The 18,015-nt window shown below is 48.6% G+C and carries 7 protein-coding genes; 3 read left to right on the forward strand and 4 right to left on the reverse strand.

Features of this window, described 5'->3' with window-relative positions; genetic code table 11:
• Window positions 1-680: 680 nt before the first annotated feature.
• Window positions 681-3,761 carry a DUF4116 domain-containing protein gene (locus KBW69_RS11565; RefSeq protein WP_257280952.1) on the forward strand — a complete coding sequence of 1,027 codons (3,081 nt, stop codon included), beginning with the start codon at window positions 681-683 and terminating at the stop codon, window positions 3,759-3,761.
• Between the two features lie 104 nt (window positions 3,762-3,865).
• Here KBW69_RS11565 and gorA read toward each other — a convergent pair whose 3' ends face one another.
• From gorA to KBW69_RS11580, 3 genes are all read right to left on the reverse strand, one after another.
• Window positions 3,866-5,233 (reverse strand): glutathione-disulfide reductase, encoded by a 1,368-nt coding sequence (gene gorA / locus KBW69_RS11570; protein WP_257254254.1) that lies wholly within the window; start codon window positions 5,231-5,233, stop codon window positions 3,866-3,868.
• Between the two features lie 767 nt (window positions 5,234-6,000).
• Window positions 6,001-7,320 (reverse strand): dicarboxylate/amino acid:cation symporter, encoded by a 1,320-nt coding sequence (locus KBW69_RS11575; RefSeq protein ID WP_257254255.1) that lies wholly within the window; start codon window positions 7,318-7,320, stop codon window positions 6,001-6,003.
• A 712-nt stretch (window positions 7,321-8,032) separates the two neighbouring features.
• On the reverse strand, window positions 8,033-9,718 hold the full coding sequence (locus tag KBW69_RS11580) for an NAD-dependent malic enzyme (protein ID WP_257254881.1): 1,686 nt from the start codon (window positions 9,716-9,718) through the stop codon (window positions 8,033-8,035).
• Window positions 9,719-10,269: 551 nt separating this feature from the next.
• Between KBW69_RS11580 and KBW69_RS11585 the strand changes: the two genes are divergently transcribed.
• Window positions 10,270-10,602, forward strand: a complete 333-nt coding sequence (locus KBW69_RS11585) for a helix-turn-helix transcriptional regulator (protein WP_257280953.1) — start codon at window positions 10,270-10,272, stop codon at window positions 10,600-10,602.
• A gap of 204 nt (window positions 10,603-10,806) precedes the next feature.
• On the forward strand, window positions 10,807-11,952 hold the full coding sequence (locus tag KBW69_RS11590; protein WP_257280954.1) for a pentapeptide repeat-containing protein: 1,146 nt from the start codon (window positions 10,807-10,809) through the stop codon (window positions 11,950-11,952).
• Window positions 11,953-11,960: 8 nt separating this feature from the next.
• On the opposite strand, the gene KBW69_RS11595 is transcribed toward KBW69_RS11590, so the two are convergent.
• On the reverse strand, window positions 11,961-18,015 hold a 6,055-nt coding region (locus tag KBW69_RS11595; RefSeq protein WP_257280955.1), incomplete at its 5' end, for a VCBS domain-containing protein.

The following is an 18,015-nucleotide window of genomic DNA, read 5'->3' on the forward strand; positions in this document are numbered from 1 at the left end:
CCATTTTGCGACGTCATCAGTGTGGTTTGATGATCAGTCTTCATTGTTGGAGTCTTGCCGACCCGGTGACTGCATTCTGTGATTTGTGAACATTTGTGACAATCCTGTTATTTTTATTTTTGTTATTTATTTCGTGAATAGTGGTGTCTTTTATTCGGGCTGAGAAAAGCGTTCACACTGAAGAATATTACTTTGCTGCTTTATTATTATAATAAAAACAAGTGGTTATGTTTATTTTGGGGAAGATTGTTAAATATACGACCATACTTTTATATATACTAAGTATTTCCTTATCTCGCAGTAATTTTCTAATAAAATGCCTTTTTGTGCTTTCATTTGTGATCTTTTGATAATTGATATTTTAGGTCGGGGAGGGGTACTCCTTGAGCAAATTTCAAAAAGTCATTCAATACCTGCTGTTCATAGTAATGCGGCAAAAGTCCCTTTTCTGCACTAATGCTGCCCCACGAAAGGCTGTGCGAGGAAACAAGACTCAAACGAGCTGATGGACAAAAATCGCTTGCAAGGCTGAGCCCCGAGGGCAACTTTGCCACTTACCTGCACGGATTAGGATGGACGTCTGGAACTTTTCACTGATTTTATAATCAAATCCGTAAGATTATGAACATTTCAAAAATAATCATTCATTTATAGCTATTTCTAACAGGGAGTTCAGCAAAATGAATCTTTCAGGGAGCCCATCTTTTCCTCCTGTTGGTCAAAATCCGCAAGATGCCCAGGAGGTTCCTCCCTTCCAAAAGGATCACTCCGGCTACCCAACAGCTCAATCCTGGGGCAAATACCTTGTTAAAGAAGTTTTGCAGGGGCGTGAACAAGACGGCTTACCCGTCAGAAATATGTCTGATCCTTCTGCTGTTACACAATCCCCTATGGAATGGTCTTCTGTACAAGCTTACCCCGCTTCCACACATGACTTACCACAAGGCAATCTTGGTCATGAATTAAAAGAGTTCCTGAAGAGGTTTGCCGTGTGCATGGACAAGCAGAAACCATTGCCGGTCAGCGACTATAAAGCATTTATCAAATACTTCGGGAAGCTACCGCCCGATGCTGACCCTGATCAGCTTGATTCTGAAGATTACCTTCTGAAAATTAAAGAAAATCCTTATTATATAGAGCAGGTACCCCAGGAAAAGTTAACACCCGATTTGTGTGTGCAGGCATGCACGAAATTTCATTATGGGAATTTGCAGTATGTACCTGAAAGGATTAAGACCGATGAATTCTATCGGGCTCTGGCACTTGAGGAATGTGATGCGCTTAGCTATGTGCCTGAGAAGATAAAAAGACAATGGCTGTATGATGGTTTTTTTGACTTGCTGTTTGAAAAATATGATGACGTTATTCAGGACATTCCCCGCGAAGCAAAAACTGATGCCCGTTTTGAAATAGCCTGCAGAAAATCGCCCACTGCGCTGAGCAGTTACCCGAAAAATAAACCTGTTAGTGATCACCTGTTAACCATTGCAATCGAACGTTTCGGGTCCCTGCAGTATTATCCGGACCATAAAAAAACAGAAGAACTTTGTGAATTAGCCTGTCGACGCAATGGGTTAGCATTAAAGTACGTTCCTGAAAAACTGAAAACTGCAGCATTATGCCAAATGGCCGTTGATAATGATGCCGACGCCTTCGAATTCATCCCGGAAGCAGTCAAAACATTCGAAATGTATCTGGCAGCCTCTAAAAGTGGCCGCGCGTGTAAGAAGCTTCCCGAATGTCTAACACAAGCACAACAAACGGAAATATATCGCACTGCCTGTACTTGTGGCATAACAGTATTGGATGATATTCCAGAGCAGTTTATTACTGAAGAATTCCTCAAGTCAGTCTTTACCAACAAGGAACATGTAAACACCCCTCTTGCCTGTGCCGCACACATTAACCTTTCACGATTTGTCGAAGATGATAAAGCGTTTGAGCTGTATTCTTTAGCCCTGAGCCTGTCACCCGATGCGCTGGAGTTTGTGCCCAAATACATAAGAAAGGGGGCAATCCTTCATGAGGCATTAAAACATGATGTGTCGGTATTGAAATATGTTCCCGTGGAAAACCTGAATTTGACTGAGTGCTGCCTGAAAGCATCAGTTACAAAAGAGATGATGGATACAGTGGATGCAAACATAGAAGAATGGCAGATAAGATTAATAAAGCTTAACAAAATGCCTTATGTACCAACCAACGTTCAGTTGATGTTTTTGTCGAATACGCATTCGACGCTGGAAGAAAAACTCAGGTTAATTGAATCATTAGATGCTCCGGGTTACACCTTCCCGGAACAGGTATTAGCGGCACCACTGGTTTGTCATAAGTCTCCTTTGCAATTCAGGTGTACCAATCTGTTTTTGTTACCTCTGATTTCAACTGCTCACAAGGTCACCGGATTTGCGCTGCCCAAAGCCGCTGATGGTGAGAGCATCAACCGATACATTGCCAGGAATATGCCTTCATCGTTTGGGCTGCATGATATACCTGAAGAACTGTGTCCGGCAAACGACTCAGCAGTCCGGATTGTCGGTGGACGGACAATTCAATGTCTGAAGGTCGGTGGCCAGGCCACATATTTTAAATTCCAGAGAGCCGGGGAACCCCTTGAAACATTGGCCAGGGAGGGGCTGCTTTATCAATTCATCGCTACTACCCCAAGGCTGGCATTCAAGAGCGAGTTGCCAAAGTGCCAGGCTTTTATGCAACTCCCCCTGCGCGAAGGTCTGCGGTGTTTGATTAGCCAGTTTGATGATCGTGTGGAGATGACCGAAAGACACGGCCAGCAGTATATCAATGTCTTTTCCTATACAGCACCTGCCGCCTATGCCCGGTATGCCCATTCGCCAGAAGCAGAAAGTGACTGCCCCCGGGAGCGCCCGGAGCAGGGCATCCTTAAGGCCTGTCACGATGCCGGTTACATGACCAGCATGGGGCTGGTGCCGACCAGTATGCTGCAGTGCCTGCATGATACTGATCGCGGTCGGGGCTGGGTCGCCTTGCATGCGGCCATGAATCTAATGCATGACAATATTCACCCTGGCAAATTAGCGGCGTGGAATACTCTTGCGACCGATAAGATTGATTTTGGGCACTGTGGCATGCGTGACTTGGGTGATTATGAAACCTTTGGCGATATCCAGAACTGTTTACGGCAGAAAGACACCCTCAATCACTGTTATCCGCCCATAGTTTCTCAGCGTGTTGCCCTGGCCAATAGTATTTGTGAGATCATAGTATCGGCGATTCTGGTGCGGTCACGTTTACGCCAAAGGGATGATGGTTATCACTACAAAAACCCTAAGGCACTTAAGGAAACGGCCACATTTATTGAATCAGCCTGCAATCAATTCCTGTCGGGACTGATGCCTCTGCCTGCCACACTCAATCACCTCCAATCCTTACTGGGTCGGGAAGATCAGGAGTACCGGGAATGGCTTGGCCGGGTAGCGCAGGAGGTGCTCTACTGGACGGCACTACAGCCTTGTGAGTCAGGCTTTGATCAGCTCACCGGGAGTGAATATGACCAGGCCGACTGCTACCTGAATCATGTAAAAAATAATAAACGCCTCAGTGAAACACTCTATCCATATGGTGCTGGCAAGCGTCTAAGCGAGAAAAATTTTTTAAATATGAATGATCAGTTAAATCTTGGAGCCTATAACTCCACATTTCCACTGATTTCGTTAATGAACGGGCTGACCAGAATGTGTACTGGTGTATTGGAGCAGCTGAACCATTCAGGCAGGCGTTGAAATCATGAACCGGGCAACCTGCCTGAACCAGAAATGACCCACAGATTTGACTGACAAGGCATTTTTCAATTTGTCACTTCTTTTCTAACTCTCCAGAAAAAGGATCATCTCATAGTGACGAACTCTTCTGCAGAGGTTGGATGGATAGCCACTGTGTTATCAAAGTCTGCTTTGGTTGCACCCATTTTTAGCGCCACTGCAAAACCCTGCAGCATTTCGTCGGAGCCGTGACCTATGCTGTGAATACCAACAATCTTCTCTTCTTTACCCACGGTAACCAGCTTCATGCGACTTGGCTGACGGTGACTGGTCAGCGCACTGTACATGGCAGTAAAGCCACTGGTGTAAACCTTAACGTTTTCCTCGCCATGACGTTCAATGGCTTCGCTCTCGCTCAGACCCACTGTGCCAATCGTAGGGTGACTGAAGACGACAGTCGCAACATTGTCGTAGTTCAGGTGCTCTTCCGGTTTATTGTTAAAAAGTCTCTCTGACAGACGACGTCCGGCAGCAACCGCAACAGGAGTCAGTTCGATCTTGCCAATGTTGTCGCCTACCGCATAAATACCCGATACATTGGTGTTCTGGAACTTATCCACAGGAATGTAGCCGCGTTCGTTGGTTTCTACGCCTGCTGCTTCCAGATTGATGGAGTGGGTGTGTGGCTTACGACCTGCAGCCCAGATAACGGTATCAACTGTCAGACTGTTACCATTTTCCAGATGAATAGTCAGGCTGCCATCACTTTCTTTGGTGATCTTTTCGGGCACAGAGTGAGTGTGAAGGGTCGGACCTTCAGCTTCCATAATCTCAACCAGAGTATCGGAGAGCATGTCGTCGAAGCTGCGCAGTGGTTTGTGTCTGCGAACCAACAGATGGGTTTCACTACCCAGGGCATGAAGAACACCCGCCAGCTCAACCGCAATATACCCTGCACCCAGAACCGCAACACGCTCAGGGCGCTCGGTGAGTTCAAAAAAGCCATCAGAATCAATGCCGTATTCTGCACCAGGAATCGATGGGATAGCAGGCTCACCACCGGTAGCGATGGTAATGTGATCAGCTGTGAAGAGAACACCGTCCACTTCAACGGTTCTGGCATCCACAAAACGACCGTAACCTTTTATGACGGTGACTTTGTTATTACCCAGTACACGGTCATAGGACTGGTGAATACGGCCTATATAGGCCTCACGGCTTTCGACCAGTTTGCTCCAGCTGAAGTTTTTCAGGATTTCCTCACGGTTCAGGTCAAAGCCGTAATCGGGGCCATAGTGAATGGCATCGGAAATCTGTCCTGCAAACCACATGGCTTTCTTGGGGACGCAGCCAACGTTTACACAGGTACCGCCGAGGTGTTTGGCTTCAATAAGGCCAACTTTTGCGCCGTGCATGGCAGCACGATTGGCAGTACCGATGCCGCCGCTACCGCCACCAATGACCAGGTAGTCAAAATGGTTATCTGTAGTCATGATTTTTCCTGATGAATTTGAAGTGAAGTTAAAAGACACTATATGGGCAATCTCAGGAATTTAAATCTCTGAGGGTCTAACTCTCTGTTGAATGGGGCGCTCTGAGCTTATGAAAGTTTGTAAACGTTACTTCAATATCCCACTGTTACGCGACAACTTCCCAAAGGTAACACATTAAGGTTGTACGAAAGTACCTAAAAACATGTATCTATATGTCGGGTTGTACGTATGCCAAGGGCTGTATCCATTTTTCAAAAAACTGGCACGCCGATTGTATATTTAGGGTCGAAAGCAAGAAAATCTGCCGAAAATAAAAATAATAACGAGGCAGGTGAACCGACAGATAATAACAATAATAAAAGTCGGTGACCGTACAAGCGGATTGGTTTACAGGATGTTTTTTTGTGGTGTAGCAACCAACAGGGAAACCGGAGCTGAGAAGAATTGCAAAAGCAACGCAAGCATCCGGGTATACATGGAAGGATAATAAAGCAATTATCCACACAGCCCGTAAACCAATCCGCTTATTTTTATGTTCAATAGCACTCCGCTGAAACTCTCATTCCTTCGTCATCTTATCTCCGACCGGCAACTGCTATGTACACGTTGCTGCATGCTCTGAATTTCTGACGCCGTAAGCGGGTTTGTTGATTAGGATCATTAGAGCAGTATGACTGGCTGAACTTTGAGGTAAGGATGGGTGCGTCAGGGCGGAGGGAGGAGCGTAGCCGAAAAGCTACGCTCCGTCATGATTAGTCAGTCATCAATCAGACAGTCCGGGCCTGCTGCTCACCGATGTGGTGGAAGTCGATGTTTTCATCGCTTTCACCGGCTTCAAGATCGTTATAAACCTTTAGATCCATCTCGCCTTCGCTCTTGGCAACGATACAGCTTACAACACTGTCGCCTGTTATATTCACAGCGGTACGTACCATGTCCAGCAGTCGATCTACACCCATGATCAGGGCAATACCTTCCAGAGGCAGGCCTACCTGCTGCAGAACCATCGCCAGCATAACCAGACCCACGCCGGGTACACCCGCAGTGCCGACGGAAGCCAGAGTGGCAGTGACAATCACCATCAGATAGTCACCCATACTCAGGTCAATACCAAAGGCCTGGGCGATAAAGACCGTCGCAGCGCCCTGCATGATAGCGGTACCGTCCATGTTGATGGTACTGCCCAGAGGTATAGTGAAAGAGGCAACCTTGTTGCTAACACCCATACGACGGGTTACGCCTTCCAGAGTGACCGGGATAGTGGCGTTACTGGAGGCAGTAGTAAAGGCAAACATGAAGGCATCCTGCATTTTTTTCAGAAAAATGCGTGGACTCAGGCCTGTAGTGATTTTCAGCAGACCACAGTAAGTGATGAACAGCTGCAGAGCCAGAGCCCCCAGAACGACCAGGAAATACTGAATCAGGTTGCCGATAGCACCCAGATCAATTGTGTAGAACAGCTTGGCCAACAGACCCATCACACCGTAGGGTGCCAGGTTCATGATCAAGGTAGTCAGCTTCATCATGACTTCGTTCAGAGCCACAAAAATCTTTACAATAGGCTCAGCGGGCTTACCTGCGGCGGCAATGGCAATCCCGAACAGCAGGGCAAATACGATGATTTGCAGTGTGTTACCGGAGGCCATGGCTTCAATGGGGTTGGCTGGGAACATGCCAATGATGACTTCAGACAACGAAGGTGCGGTAGAAGCGGCATAAGAAGAAGCGCTTTCCAGGTTGGCACCTTCACCCGGGCTGACCAGCAGTGCCAGTCCCATAGCCAGACTGATGGCAATACACGTCGTAAACAGGTAGAAGGCGACTGTTTTACCGCCCAGACGGCCCAGTACTGTGACGTCTTTCAGAGAACAAGTTCCGCATACGATAGAAGTGAATACCAGAGGTACTACAATCATTTTCAGGGCGGTCAGAAAGATTTGACCGATGACGTTAAATACGCCATTTACCAGGTAATGCTCAATAAAAGTATTACCTGTAAACTGACGCATTATCAGGCCCAGAGCCAGACCTGCCACCATGCCGATCAGCACTTTGGCCGTGAGGGAAAGTCGAATCCACTGCTTCATATTAATTTCCTATGTTACCAAACATGACCCTCTCGCTATTCGCTTGTCCTTGTGTTGCGAGAGAGAGTTATGCGGGGTGCATGTCAGATCAGACTTTCTTGGATGTGTTATTGCTGAGTAACCCAAGCGATTTCTTGAGGCGCTTATGGAGTTAGTCTGGCCTGCCGGGTTTTTTATGGCAGGGCTGCACTGGTCAAAAGAATTCAACCAGCGTCCCCGATCTCTGAAGCATAAGTTCGTTTGGCATCAAGCGGGTTTGACCTAGATCAATAAAAGGATATATAGCGATAATAGCCTGGCACTTATAACGTTATTTCTTGACTTATGTTGGATGCTTAGTGGATATAACTGCCTTTTTTAAGTTTTATTCAGTCACGGTTAACTCTGTTCTGACCGGACTCTGAAAAGGGTGTCCAGCCTTTTAAGCATTTTATCGGTTGGGAGCTGTCAGTCTGCAGTATCGTTCGTGATGGCGGGAAAGTATTAGAGCAATGGAATAAGGAGAGACTTTTTGCACGTCTTCCGACGTGCAAAAAAGAACTTGCATTTCTAGCAGCCTGTCGGACTTAAGCGTCCGTAGCGAGGATTGCAAGAAATTAAGGATAAAAATTTCTGCTTCTGAGGAGAATAGCGAGCTATTTGACGAAGAAGCAGGAATTTTTAGACCAATTTATTGCAACCGCAGTAGGACAGCCTTAAGTCCGACAGGCTGCTAGCAGAAGGACATACGGATGCGCCGGTACTCAGGGCTCCAGCGTTTTGCTCTGATCTTTTGTTCCAGATCAGTCAACTCAGTGACGGGGGCCTGACCTTCCTTTTGAGCCTGAAGAACAACGGCAAGAGCAATATCGTTGGTGACATGCTGAATGCGATCCAACAAAGGCAGAAGAGGTGCTTCTCTGTTCACCAGAGCGGGAGAAGCCAATGCCAGCGTTTCTACAGCAACATCGAGCATCTTGTCAGTGATGCGACCAGCACCAGAGGCCAGCACGCCAAGACCCAGACCGGGGAAAATATAGATATTGTTGCACTGGGCAATCGGGTAAGCGCGGTCATTGAACCGAACCGGCTCAAACGGGCTGCCTGTTGCAATCAGCGCCGTGCCGTTGGTCCATTTGATAATGTCTTCAGGCAGGGCTTCTACCTGACTGATCGGATTCGACAGTGGGAAGATAATAGGCTGCTCGTGGTTGACCGCCATGTTCTCAATGACTTCCCGGGTGAACAGGCCGGGTTGGCCAGAAACACCAATGATCGCGTCTGGCTTGGCAATACGAACGACATCCGCCAGAGAAATACTGCCCTCGGCTGACCAGTTCTCAATGTCCACAAAACGGTGAGCCAGCTTCTGCTGGAATGGACGGAGACCCTCCATCTGATCGTGCACCAGACCGTCGCGATCAACCATATAAATGCGCTTGCGGGCTTCCTCTTCAGACAATCCACGACCCACCATCAGGCGGATAATCTGTTCAGCAATCCCACAGCCTGCAGACCCCCCGCCCAGGAAAGCAACGCTCAGATCTTCAACAGATTTACCGGCAGCTCTGGCTGCAGCCATCAGGGTGGCAGCAGTGACACCGGCAGTACCCTGAATGTCATCGTTAAAGGTGCAGAGTTCATCACGGTACTTCTCCAGCAAAGGCGTAGCGTGATTAATGGCGAAGTCTTCAAATTGCAGCAGAGCACTTGGCCAGCGACGTTTAAGTGCCTGGATAAACATCTCGACAAATTCGAAATAATCGTCTTCACCGATGCGCTCATGACGCCACCCCAGGTAATTAGGGTCTTCCAGCAGCTTCTTGTTGTTAGTGCCACAGTCCAGAGTAATGGGCAATGTCAGGTTGGGAGTAATACCACCGACGGCAGAGTAGAGGGATAGTTTTCCGATGCAGATACCCATACCACCAATCCCCTGATCGCCCAGACCCAGGATACGCTCACCATCAGTCACTACAATGACTTCAATGTTGCGCTTGAAGTTTGCCAGCATGGCGTCAATCTGGGCGCGTTCAGGGTAAGAGATATAGAGGCCACGAGGTCGACGATAAAGATCGCTGTATCTCTGACAGGCCTGACCTACCACTGGGGTGTAGATGATTGGCAACATTTCCTGGAGATGACGCTGAACCAGAGCGTAGAAAAGCGTTTCGTTGGTATCCTGCAGGGAGCGCAGGTAAATATGCTTGAGAATAGGAGTGGGCTTGATCGCAAATGATTTATAGGCGCGGCGGCATTGCTCTTCCAGTGTTTCAACACGTGGCGGCAACAGGCCATGGAGGTCCAGTTCGCTGCGCTCTTCAAAAGTGAAGGCAGTGCCCTTGTTCAGCAAAGGGTTTTCGAGAAGCATACGACCTGAAAGGCCGGTATGAACGCTGTTGGAATCTAGGTCGGTCATTATTCCGTTCCAGTGATGGCTCTGGAGAGTGCATCAGATGTTAAACCCACAATGAAATTATCTACACTTCGTGCAATGTGTGGGTGATGATGGGCAACCTCGGGATTTTGGACTTTATACCAGCTTGCAAGGGTGCATATCACTGTCATGATTTGTGGGTCTAAGGATAAGTCTTGCTCTATATCTTAAATAGACAGGAAAAGCCGAAGTAATCATGCGTGCTTATTACAGGATCTGTTCTTATCCGTTGTTGTCATAAAGCAGTACGTAGTTTATTACCGATAAAACCCTATTCAGACAGGTTAAAGACGCAGCAAATTTGAGATTGAAGGTTCTGCCATTTCGTCCGTACATTGTTTGATGTGAATGTTATCTCTGTATAAAAGTATGGGAGTGACCTTCTGGCATTTTGTCCGCGTCAATCGTTAACTGACGTTTGGTTCCTATATGAAATATCAGTCAATGGCAGTTATTGTATTAATCCAGCGTGAGCTGATACTTTTAGTTCATGGCGATTTGCACTCAATATACTTTTTAAAATGTAACTCTTTATGACTGAATCCCATCAGCCCTGTCGTGCTGAATTACCAGAAATTTCTTCAGAACAGTTGGCCAGACTAGCCTCTATTTTCAGGCTTCTGGGGGATGAAGGGCGCCTCAAATTGGTTATGGCCTGTATTGATACTCCACAGCCTGTCTGTTGCCTGTCAGAAATATCAGGAATGTCCCAACCATTGACCAGCCATCATCTCAGAGGGCTCAGAGAAGCCAGAATTCTCAAATCTTCCCGCCATGGTAAGCAGGTGCTGTATGAGCTGGATGACCATCATATACGGCATGTTGTGTTGGATCTTGTCAGTCATGTTCTGGAGTTTTCTGACTAAGAGCCATAACGCTCCCTGTTTGATGGCGGCTCGGCAGCTTTCGTACCTGTGCAGTTATCAATATTTTTGGGTGACCGCATTCTAAACTTTACCGTTCATCGGACGACTCTTATAGACAGCCGAATGCGAAGATAATCATCCCTGCGTTGATGGCGATGATTGCCATATTTGATCGCTAAAAATATCAGCCAGGGAGGCGCAGTGGTGTCCGATTCAGGAAAAAATAACGATACCCGTCAGAATGCCCGTGAGGGGCTGGGCAGGTTTGATGTACTGGTTACAGAGGGAATGAGAACCTCAGGTCTTAATAGAAAAAGTGCCATCCTGCTGAAAGGTTTGGGTGAATACCGTATTGCTATCGAGCCATTCAGAGATGCTCGAGTCGTGACTAATACCTCGGCATCTGATGATTTGGTGAGTGAACTTCCCGATCTTTTACATCCCGGAATGAACATACCTTCCAGACAGGTACTGAAAGGTGCAGTACTGGAGGGCAAAGATCTCGAAAGGGTTTGTTTTAATCAGACAAACCTGAGAGGCTGTAACTTTAAAAAAGCTCAGTTGCGTGGAGCCCGATTTAAAGGCTGTGATTTGTCCGGGGCTGATTTCAGAGGTGCAGATCTGAACGGTACTATCTTCGAAGATTCTTCCCTGGAAGCTGCTGATCTGAGACATTGCCGATTAGATGATGCGCGTCTGGTGGATTGCAATCTGTTTGCTGTTAATTTTGATCAGAGTTGTCTGGATAATGCTGTGATTGATAGCTGCAATATGGGGGCTCAAAGTTTTCATAGCAGCTCATGCATGGGTTTAAAAATGCATAACAGCCAGATTATTCATGGCTTTCTGGATGACGCGAACTTTACCGGTTCTCAGCTCAGGAATATGGAGTTCAGGGATTGTACACTGACGAGCACTCAGTTCAATAATGTTTTGATGGAAGATTGTCAGTTCAGAGGGTGTGACAGCTTTCAGGAAGGGCCTGTGTTTTCCGGTGGTATTCTGAACAAGGTGGTTATGACAGACTGCGAATTCAATGTTCCCAAGCTGGTCCAGACGCGGATTTCAAACAGTTATTTTACCCGGGTCGACATGGATTCAGCTCTAATGGAAGGTACCCAGTTCAATGAGGTGATTTTTGAGCAGGGTCAGTTTAGGGAGTGCTATAGCCTGGAAGAAAGCCCATCATTTAACCACTGTCGTTTGGATCACATTACCATTGATCAGGCTGAGTTCAGTCATGCACGGTTTGATCGGAGCTCATTTGTCGGTGTTATGATCCGGGATTCTGACTTTGGAGCCTGGACCATGAACCACACAGGTCTGGATGGAGAAACTTCTATTGAATAAGTGGCTGATCAATCGATTTGAAGATTGCCGTCGCTGATCAGGTTTCTCAAGATTTCCGAGTCGGTGCTGCCTCCTCCGTAGCTTGAGAGATCAACGCCTTCCAGCTTGATCTTCTGGGTAACATCGCCGTCAGCGTCTGGCATCACTTCGATGGTGGTGTCGCCATTATCGAAGTTCAGGCTCAGGTATTGGTCCAGAGGCGTTGAATCATCGTCCAGAACGTCACTCAGATCGATAATATCGCCGCCGGAGCCTGTGTTAAAATCCTTGATGACATCCTCGGCAGGCGTGGCAACTGATCCGAGGTCAGACGAGAGCCAGACAAAGGTATCGCTGTCATCCCCCCCCGTGAGAATGTCATCACCTGCTCCGCCTTTGATCGTATCTTCACCCGTACCACCAAAGATCAGGTCATCCCCGGCATCACCCAGAAGGGTATCTGCGCCACCCTCACCTTTGAGCGTGTCGGACTGCGCTGTACCATCAATCATTTCTCCGGAATCGGTACCCACGAGATCAACATCACCAACCTTTAGAAACACTTTTGAGTCATCAATGACGGTCCCGTAGTGACCAGCCCAGTCTTCCTGATCATTACCACCGTGCTCAAAATAAACATAACGGACACCGGCACCATAATTACTGAAAGTGTTGGCAGCTTCCTGCCAGTTGTCGTTTGCGGTCAGTGTTCCAGTGTCGTAGGAGGCAATGACATTATGGCTGGCGTCCCGCAGCTCAACTTTCAGGTAATAATCATCATTGAGGTGGGTATCTTTAAACCAGTCACTGACACCGATGTCAGGAGCAGAATCCAGATACTGTTCGGTGAAGCCTTTAGCCAGAAGATCTATCGTTTGTGACTTTTTAGCCCATTGGTGGGAAGTAATCCAACCCTTACCGTCGCCGTCATGGCTGTCGTTTGTTGAAGCCCAGCCGTTACCACCGTTTTCAATAATGTTCCAGTCAGAGGTGCCATTCTGACCACTGCCGTTGGTCAGAAGGTTTTGAGAGTAGGTGCCTCTCACATTAAGGGTGAATGTCTGTGGATCACTGGAAAGGCTGCCATCGCTCACCGTAAAGCCAAAACTGGTGCCAAGATCCGGATCAGTGGCCGGGGCTGTGTAAGTCAGATTATCAAGGTCTGCTGCGGTAATGACCTGAGCGGCTGTCACAGCCATGCCATTCAGCGTTAAAGTGCCGGAAGCAGGCAAAGAGGTTACGGTAATGGATTGCAGGGTGTCACCAGCGTCCACATCGCTGAAGCTGAAATCGTGGGCACTGAAGGTGTAACTGTCCGTCTGTTTTAATAAAAGACTGTTGTCTGATGATACAGGCTTGTCGTCTACCGAGTTGACCCTGATGGACAGGTTTTCACTGACCGACGAACTGTCACCATTACTCTCTGTCGTGGTGGCTGTGAAGATCAGATTCATGGTATCTGTGCTGTCTGCCGGTGGTGTTATCTGCAGGTTGGCGTAGTCCCAGCCGGAAATGTCAACAGCGGTGCCATCCGCTGTTATCGAGTGGCTGCCATCAGTGAGCACTGCTCCTGCAGGGACTCCGTCGGCGGAAACGGTTAGCGTTTCAGAACCGTCGGTGTCGACCTGAGTAATGCCAAGGTCCGGTAAACTGAAAGTGGTATCCTCATCTACAGTAATCAATTTCTTAATCTGGATATCATCCAGCATGAAGTAGTTATGATCCTCTCGGAATCTGAGTTCTGTAGTGGGATTACCCGTAGCGTTTAAAAGGATGGTTTTGGTCGATGTATGAGTGCTTGAACCAGGCGGTTCTGTATAGGTTGCGACTACCTGTCCATTCCATTCTACCCAGATATTGGTGGTATTGTATTGATATCTTACATGATGCAGAGTGAACGTTAATTCGTAGGTCTGTATTGAACTGTCACTGGTATCGATGTTTCTGTAGGACTGAGTCGAATGATAGTTAACCAGTTGATTGTTGAAAAATTGTGAACTGCTGAAGCCGTTAGGGTTAGTTCGTTGCCAGCCATCTGGGTTGTTGCCATCAAAGTTACTGTTCAATACTACAGTGCTGAGATCATTCATGGTGACGCTGTCCACCACTGCTGCAACATCAAATGTTCGGGTGTGCTCACCAGAATAACTACTACCGTCGTGTACATTAAAGCCGATAGACGTGTAGTTATTACCGGCTTCGTTACTGCCTGGCTCAAATACCAGAAGGCCTGCTTCAATATCCGCTTTGCTGATGACCTGGTTTGCCGTCACTACAACGCCATTGAGCTTCAAGGTTCCCTCGTCAGGTAAAGTGGATACCTTGATTTGGGTCATGGCATCCGCTTCCTGGTCGCTGCTGCTCAGATCGTTCAGAGTCAGGGTATAACTTGTATCCTCATTGATAGACAGTTTGCTTTGGTTGACATAAACCGTGTAGTCGCGGGTACTGCTGAGCTGGCCATCACTCACCTGAACCGTAATTGTGTGAGAAGGGTTGCTGTCATGATCCAGCTGAGTGCTGTCAGCCACGGAGATGTCACCGGTTGCACTGTTAATGGTGAAGCGGCCACCGGCGTCGTTAATCAATGAGTAAGTCAGTTGGTGACTGGCATTATCAACATCCGTTGCCGCTACTGAACCCAGAACAATGCCGTTAGCTGTCTGTTCAGCCACATGGAAGGAATCGTTAATGAGATTTTCTACAGAGTCAGCTTGATAGAGGGCTTTGACCTGATGAGCACCCAGGCCAGTGTTGAAAATAGCAAGTTCACCTACGGAACCGTCCAGATCACCATCATTGCTCCAATTACTCTTGCCGACGTAGTTGTTTGATCTGACAATCTCTGGAATCAAAGCCCCGTTGAGATTCTCTCCGGCCAACTCTCCGTTTTTATAGACCCGCATTGCCCCGGTATCGTCAACGGTGGCGGTCACATGAACCCACTCGCCTGCGGTGAAAAAGTTGTTGATATGAAGCTGTCCTTCCAGGGAGGCTCCGTCATAGATTTCAAACGCCAGTGTTTCACTGGTGCCGACATGGGTAAGGAGAATATTGTTGCTGCCAGGACCATCACCAAAGTCAACTATCCTCGACCAGTTCTGGCTCAGGCTGTCGTATTTCACCCAGGCAGAAATGGTCATAGCTCCACCCAATTCAAGCCCGGAGATTTCACCACTGCCGTGGGTACCAACCATTTCAAAGACATTACTACCGTTTCGTCCGCTGCCCAGTGAGGCATTACCGCTAAGGGTCAGATGGTTACCATTACCTGATAGGTCTTTGTTATCTGCGAAACTGTAGGCTGCCTCAATTCCCTCGATGAGAGGACTGCTCGATAATTCAGGGGCATCGTTGACAGCGGTGACATCCAATGACCAGTAAACGTCCGTCGTCTCATAACTATCCGAAACGGAAATCTTGACTGACAGGCTACCAACATCATTATCGTCAGGTGTTCCGCTGAAGGTTCGGGTTGCAGCATCAAAAGCCAGCCATGCGGGCAGAGGATCGCCATTAGCCAGGCTGGCACTGTACCTCAGTGGATCACCATCATCATCGGAAAAGGCGTTGGCCGGTATGGTGTAACTGAAAGCAGATTCTTCCGCCACAGTCTGATTATTAATGCTGGCAACCAGTTCCGGAGCATCATTGGTATCGCTTAGCTGTATGGTGTAGTTCTGCTGTGAGGCTAGCTGACCGTCACTAACCTGAACGGTAATGACGTGGCTGCTGGATGCTTCATAATCCAGCAGACTGCCATCGGCAACAGTAATCTGACCGGTAGCGCTATTGATAGCAAATCGGCCACCGGCATCATTTGTCAGGCTATAAACCAGGTTATCACCCTCTACGTCGGTTGCTGTGACAGAGCCGACGACGGTGCCATTTGAGCTGTTTTCAACGGAAGAGAAAGGATCAACGTTTTTACCCGTAACAGTATCCAGGAATCCGGAGACAGCACTACCACTGTTCACAGCTATATCACTGATGCCATAGCCTGTATCGCTGTTGGACGTCGCTACGGATGTCGCTGTACCGGATGTTTCAAAGTAGGTAGCTTGCTGTGCGCTACTGAGGCTGTTCCAGGTGGCCAGATCGGTGTATTTGGCTTCAATGGCTTTGAAGTTGAGAGTACCGTCCTGATTCTCGGAGATCTGGATTTTGACCCCTTTGCCGTGACTCCCGTCTGTTTTCGTCAACCAGACAAAGTCACCCAGCTCAAAGCCACTTGGCAAATTAAGAGAATCAGCAGACTTGTTGTTAATGGACGCTCCACCCCAGACAAAATCTATTTTTTCAACTTCGGCCGAAGGTGCAATGGGTGCATCATTAACTGCCGCAACATTAATCTTGAATTGGTCTGAAACACTGAGGATCCCGTCGCTGGCAGTCACTTTGACGATGATTTGTCCAAGATCCGGGTCATCGGGTGTGCCGGAAAAAGTGCCATTGGCTGGATCGAATGACAGCCATAGGGGTAATGGGCTGCCATCACTCAGTGTGGCGGAATAAATCAGGTTGTCACCGTCTATGTCGGCAAAAGCGTTTGAAGGGATCTGGTAGCTGAATGCCTGTTCTTCGGTTGCAGACTGATCGGCCATACCCACATCAATAGCCGGACCGTCATTGGTGCCGTTAATGGTAATGACGATGTTCTGGGTGGTGCCATCCAGAGACTTGACGGTAACGGTCTCAGTCAGGCTGTCACCATCCCCCAGGGTCTGGATGGCTGACTGGCTGTTACTTGCCGAATAGCTCCAGTTACCGCTGACATCAATGGTCAGAGAACCGTAGGTGCCGGTAATGGTTTCTGCGGTAAAACTGGCTTCGCCGTTGTCCCCATCGGTGACACTCAAGCTGCCCGATGTGGTCAGGGTGTTGCCAGCGTCCTCAGTGACGCTGCCAGTGTCAGTGCCAGTGATCACCGCTGCATCGTTGGTGCCGTGAATGGTAATAACGATATCGTGGGTGGTGCCATCCAGAGACCTCACCGTCAGGGTCTCAGTCAGGCTGTCACCATCCCCCAGGGTCTGGATGGCTGACTGGCTGTTACTCGCCGAATAGCTCCAGTTACCGCTGACATCAATGGTCAGAGAACCGTAGGTGCCGGTAATGGTTTCTGCGGTAAAACTGGCTTCGCCGCTGTCCCCATCGGTGACACTCAGGCTGCCCGAGGTCGTCAGGGTGATGCCAGCGTCCTCGGTAACACTGCCGGTATCGGTACCGGTGATCAACGCCGCGTCGTTGGTGCCGTGAATGGTAATAACGATATCGTGGGTGGTGCCATCCAGAGACCTCACCGTCAGGGTCTCAGTCAGGCTGTCACCATCCCCCAGTGTCTGGATGGCTGACTGGCTGTTACTCGCCGAATAGCTCCAGTTACCGCTGCTATCAATGGTCAGAGAACCGTAGGTGCCGGTAATGGTTTCTGCGGTAAAACTGGCTTCGCCGCTGTCCCCATCGGTGACACTCAGGCTGCCCGAGGTCGTCAGGGTGTTGCCAGCGTCCTCGGTAACACTGCCGGTATCGGTACCGGTGATCAACGCCGCGTCGTTGGTGCCGTGAATGGTAATAACGATATCGTGGGTGGTGCCATCAAGAGACCTCACCGTCAGGGTCTCAGTCAGGCTGTCACCATCCCCCAAGGCCTGAATGGCTGACTGGCTGTTACTGGCCGAATAGCTCCAGTTACCGCTGCCATCAATGGTCAGAGAACCGTAGGTGCCGGTAATGGTTTCTGCGGTAAAACTGGCTTCGCCGCTGTCCCCATCGGTGACACTCAGGCTGCCCGAGGTCGTCAGGGTGATGCCAGCGTCCTCGGTAACACTGCCGGTATCGGTACCGGTGATCAACGCCGCGTCGTTGGTGCCGTGAATGGTAATAACGATATCGTGGGTAGTGCCATCCAGAGACCTGACGGTAACGGTCTCGGTCAGGCTGTCACCATCCCCCAGGGCCTGAATGGCTGACTGGCTATTGCTTGCCGAATAACTCCAGTTACCGCTGCCATCAATGGTCAGAGAACCGTAGGTGCCGGTAATGGTCTCTGCGGTGAAACTGGCTTCGCCGCTATCCCCATCG

It is taken from the genome of Endozoicomonas sp. ISHI1, assembly GCF_024606225.1.
Taxonomy (GTDB): Bacteria; Pseudomonadota; Gammaproteobacteria; order Pseudomonadales; family Endozoicomonadaceae; genus Endozoicomonas_A.

Excerpts from the sequence above, each read along its gene's own strand:
- KBW69_RS11565 (WP_257280952.1), top strand. The coding sequence starts at position 681 with ATGAATCTTTCAGGGAGCCCATCTTTTCCTCCTGTTGGTCAAAATCCG.
- KBW69_RS11585 (WP_257280953.1), top strand. The coding sequence starts at position 10,270 with ATGACTGAATCCCATCAGCCCTGTCGTGCTGAATTACCAGAAATTTCT.
- gorA (WP_257254254.1), bottom strand. The coding sequence starts at position 5,233 with ATGACTACAGATAACCATTTTGACTACCTGGTCATTGGTGGCGGTAGC.
- KBW69_RS11580 (WP_257254881.1), bottom strand. The coding sequence starts at position 9,718 with ATGACCGACCTAGATTCCAACAGCGTTCATACCGGCCTTTCAGGTCGT.
- KBW69_RS11575 (WP_257254255.1), bottom strand. The coding sequence starts at position 7,320 with ATGAAGCAGTGGATTCGACTTTCCCTCACGGCCAAAGTGCTGATCGGC.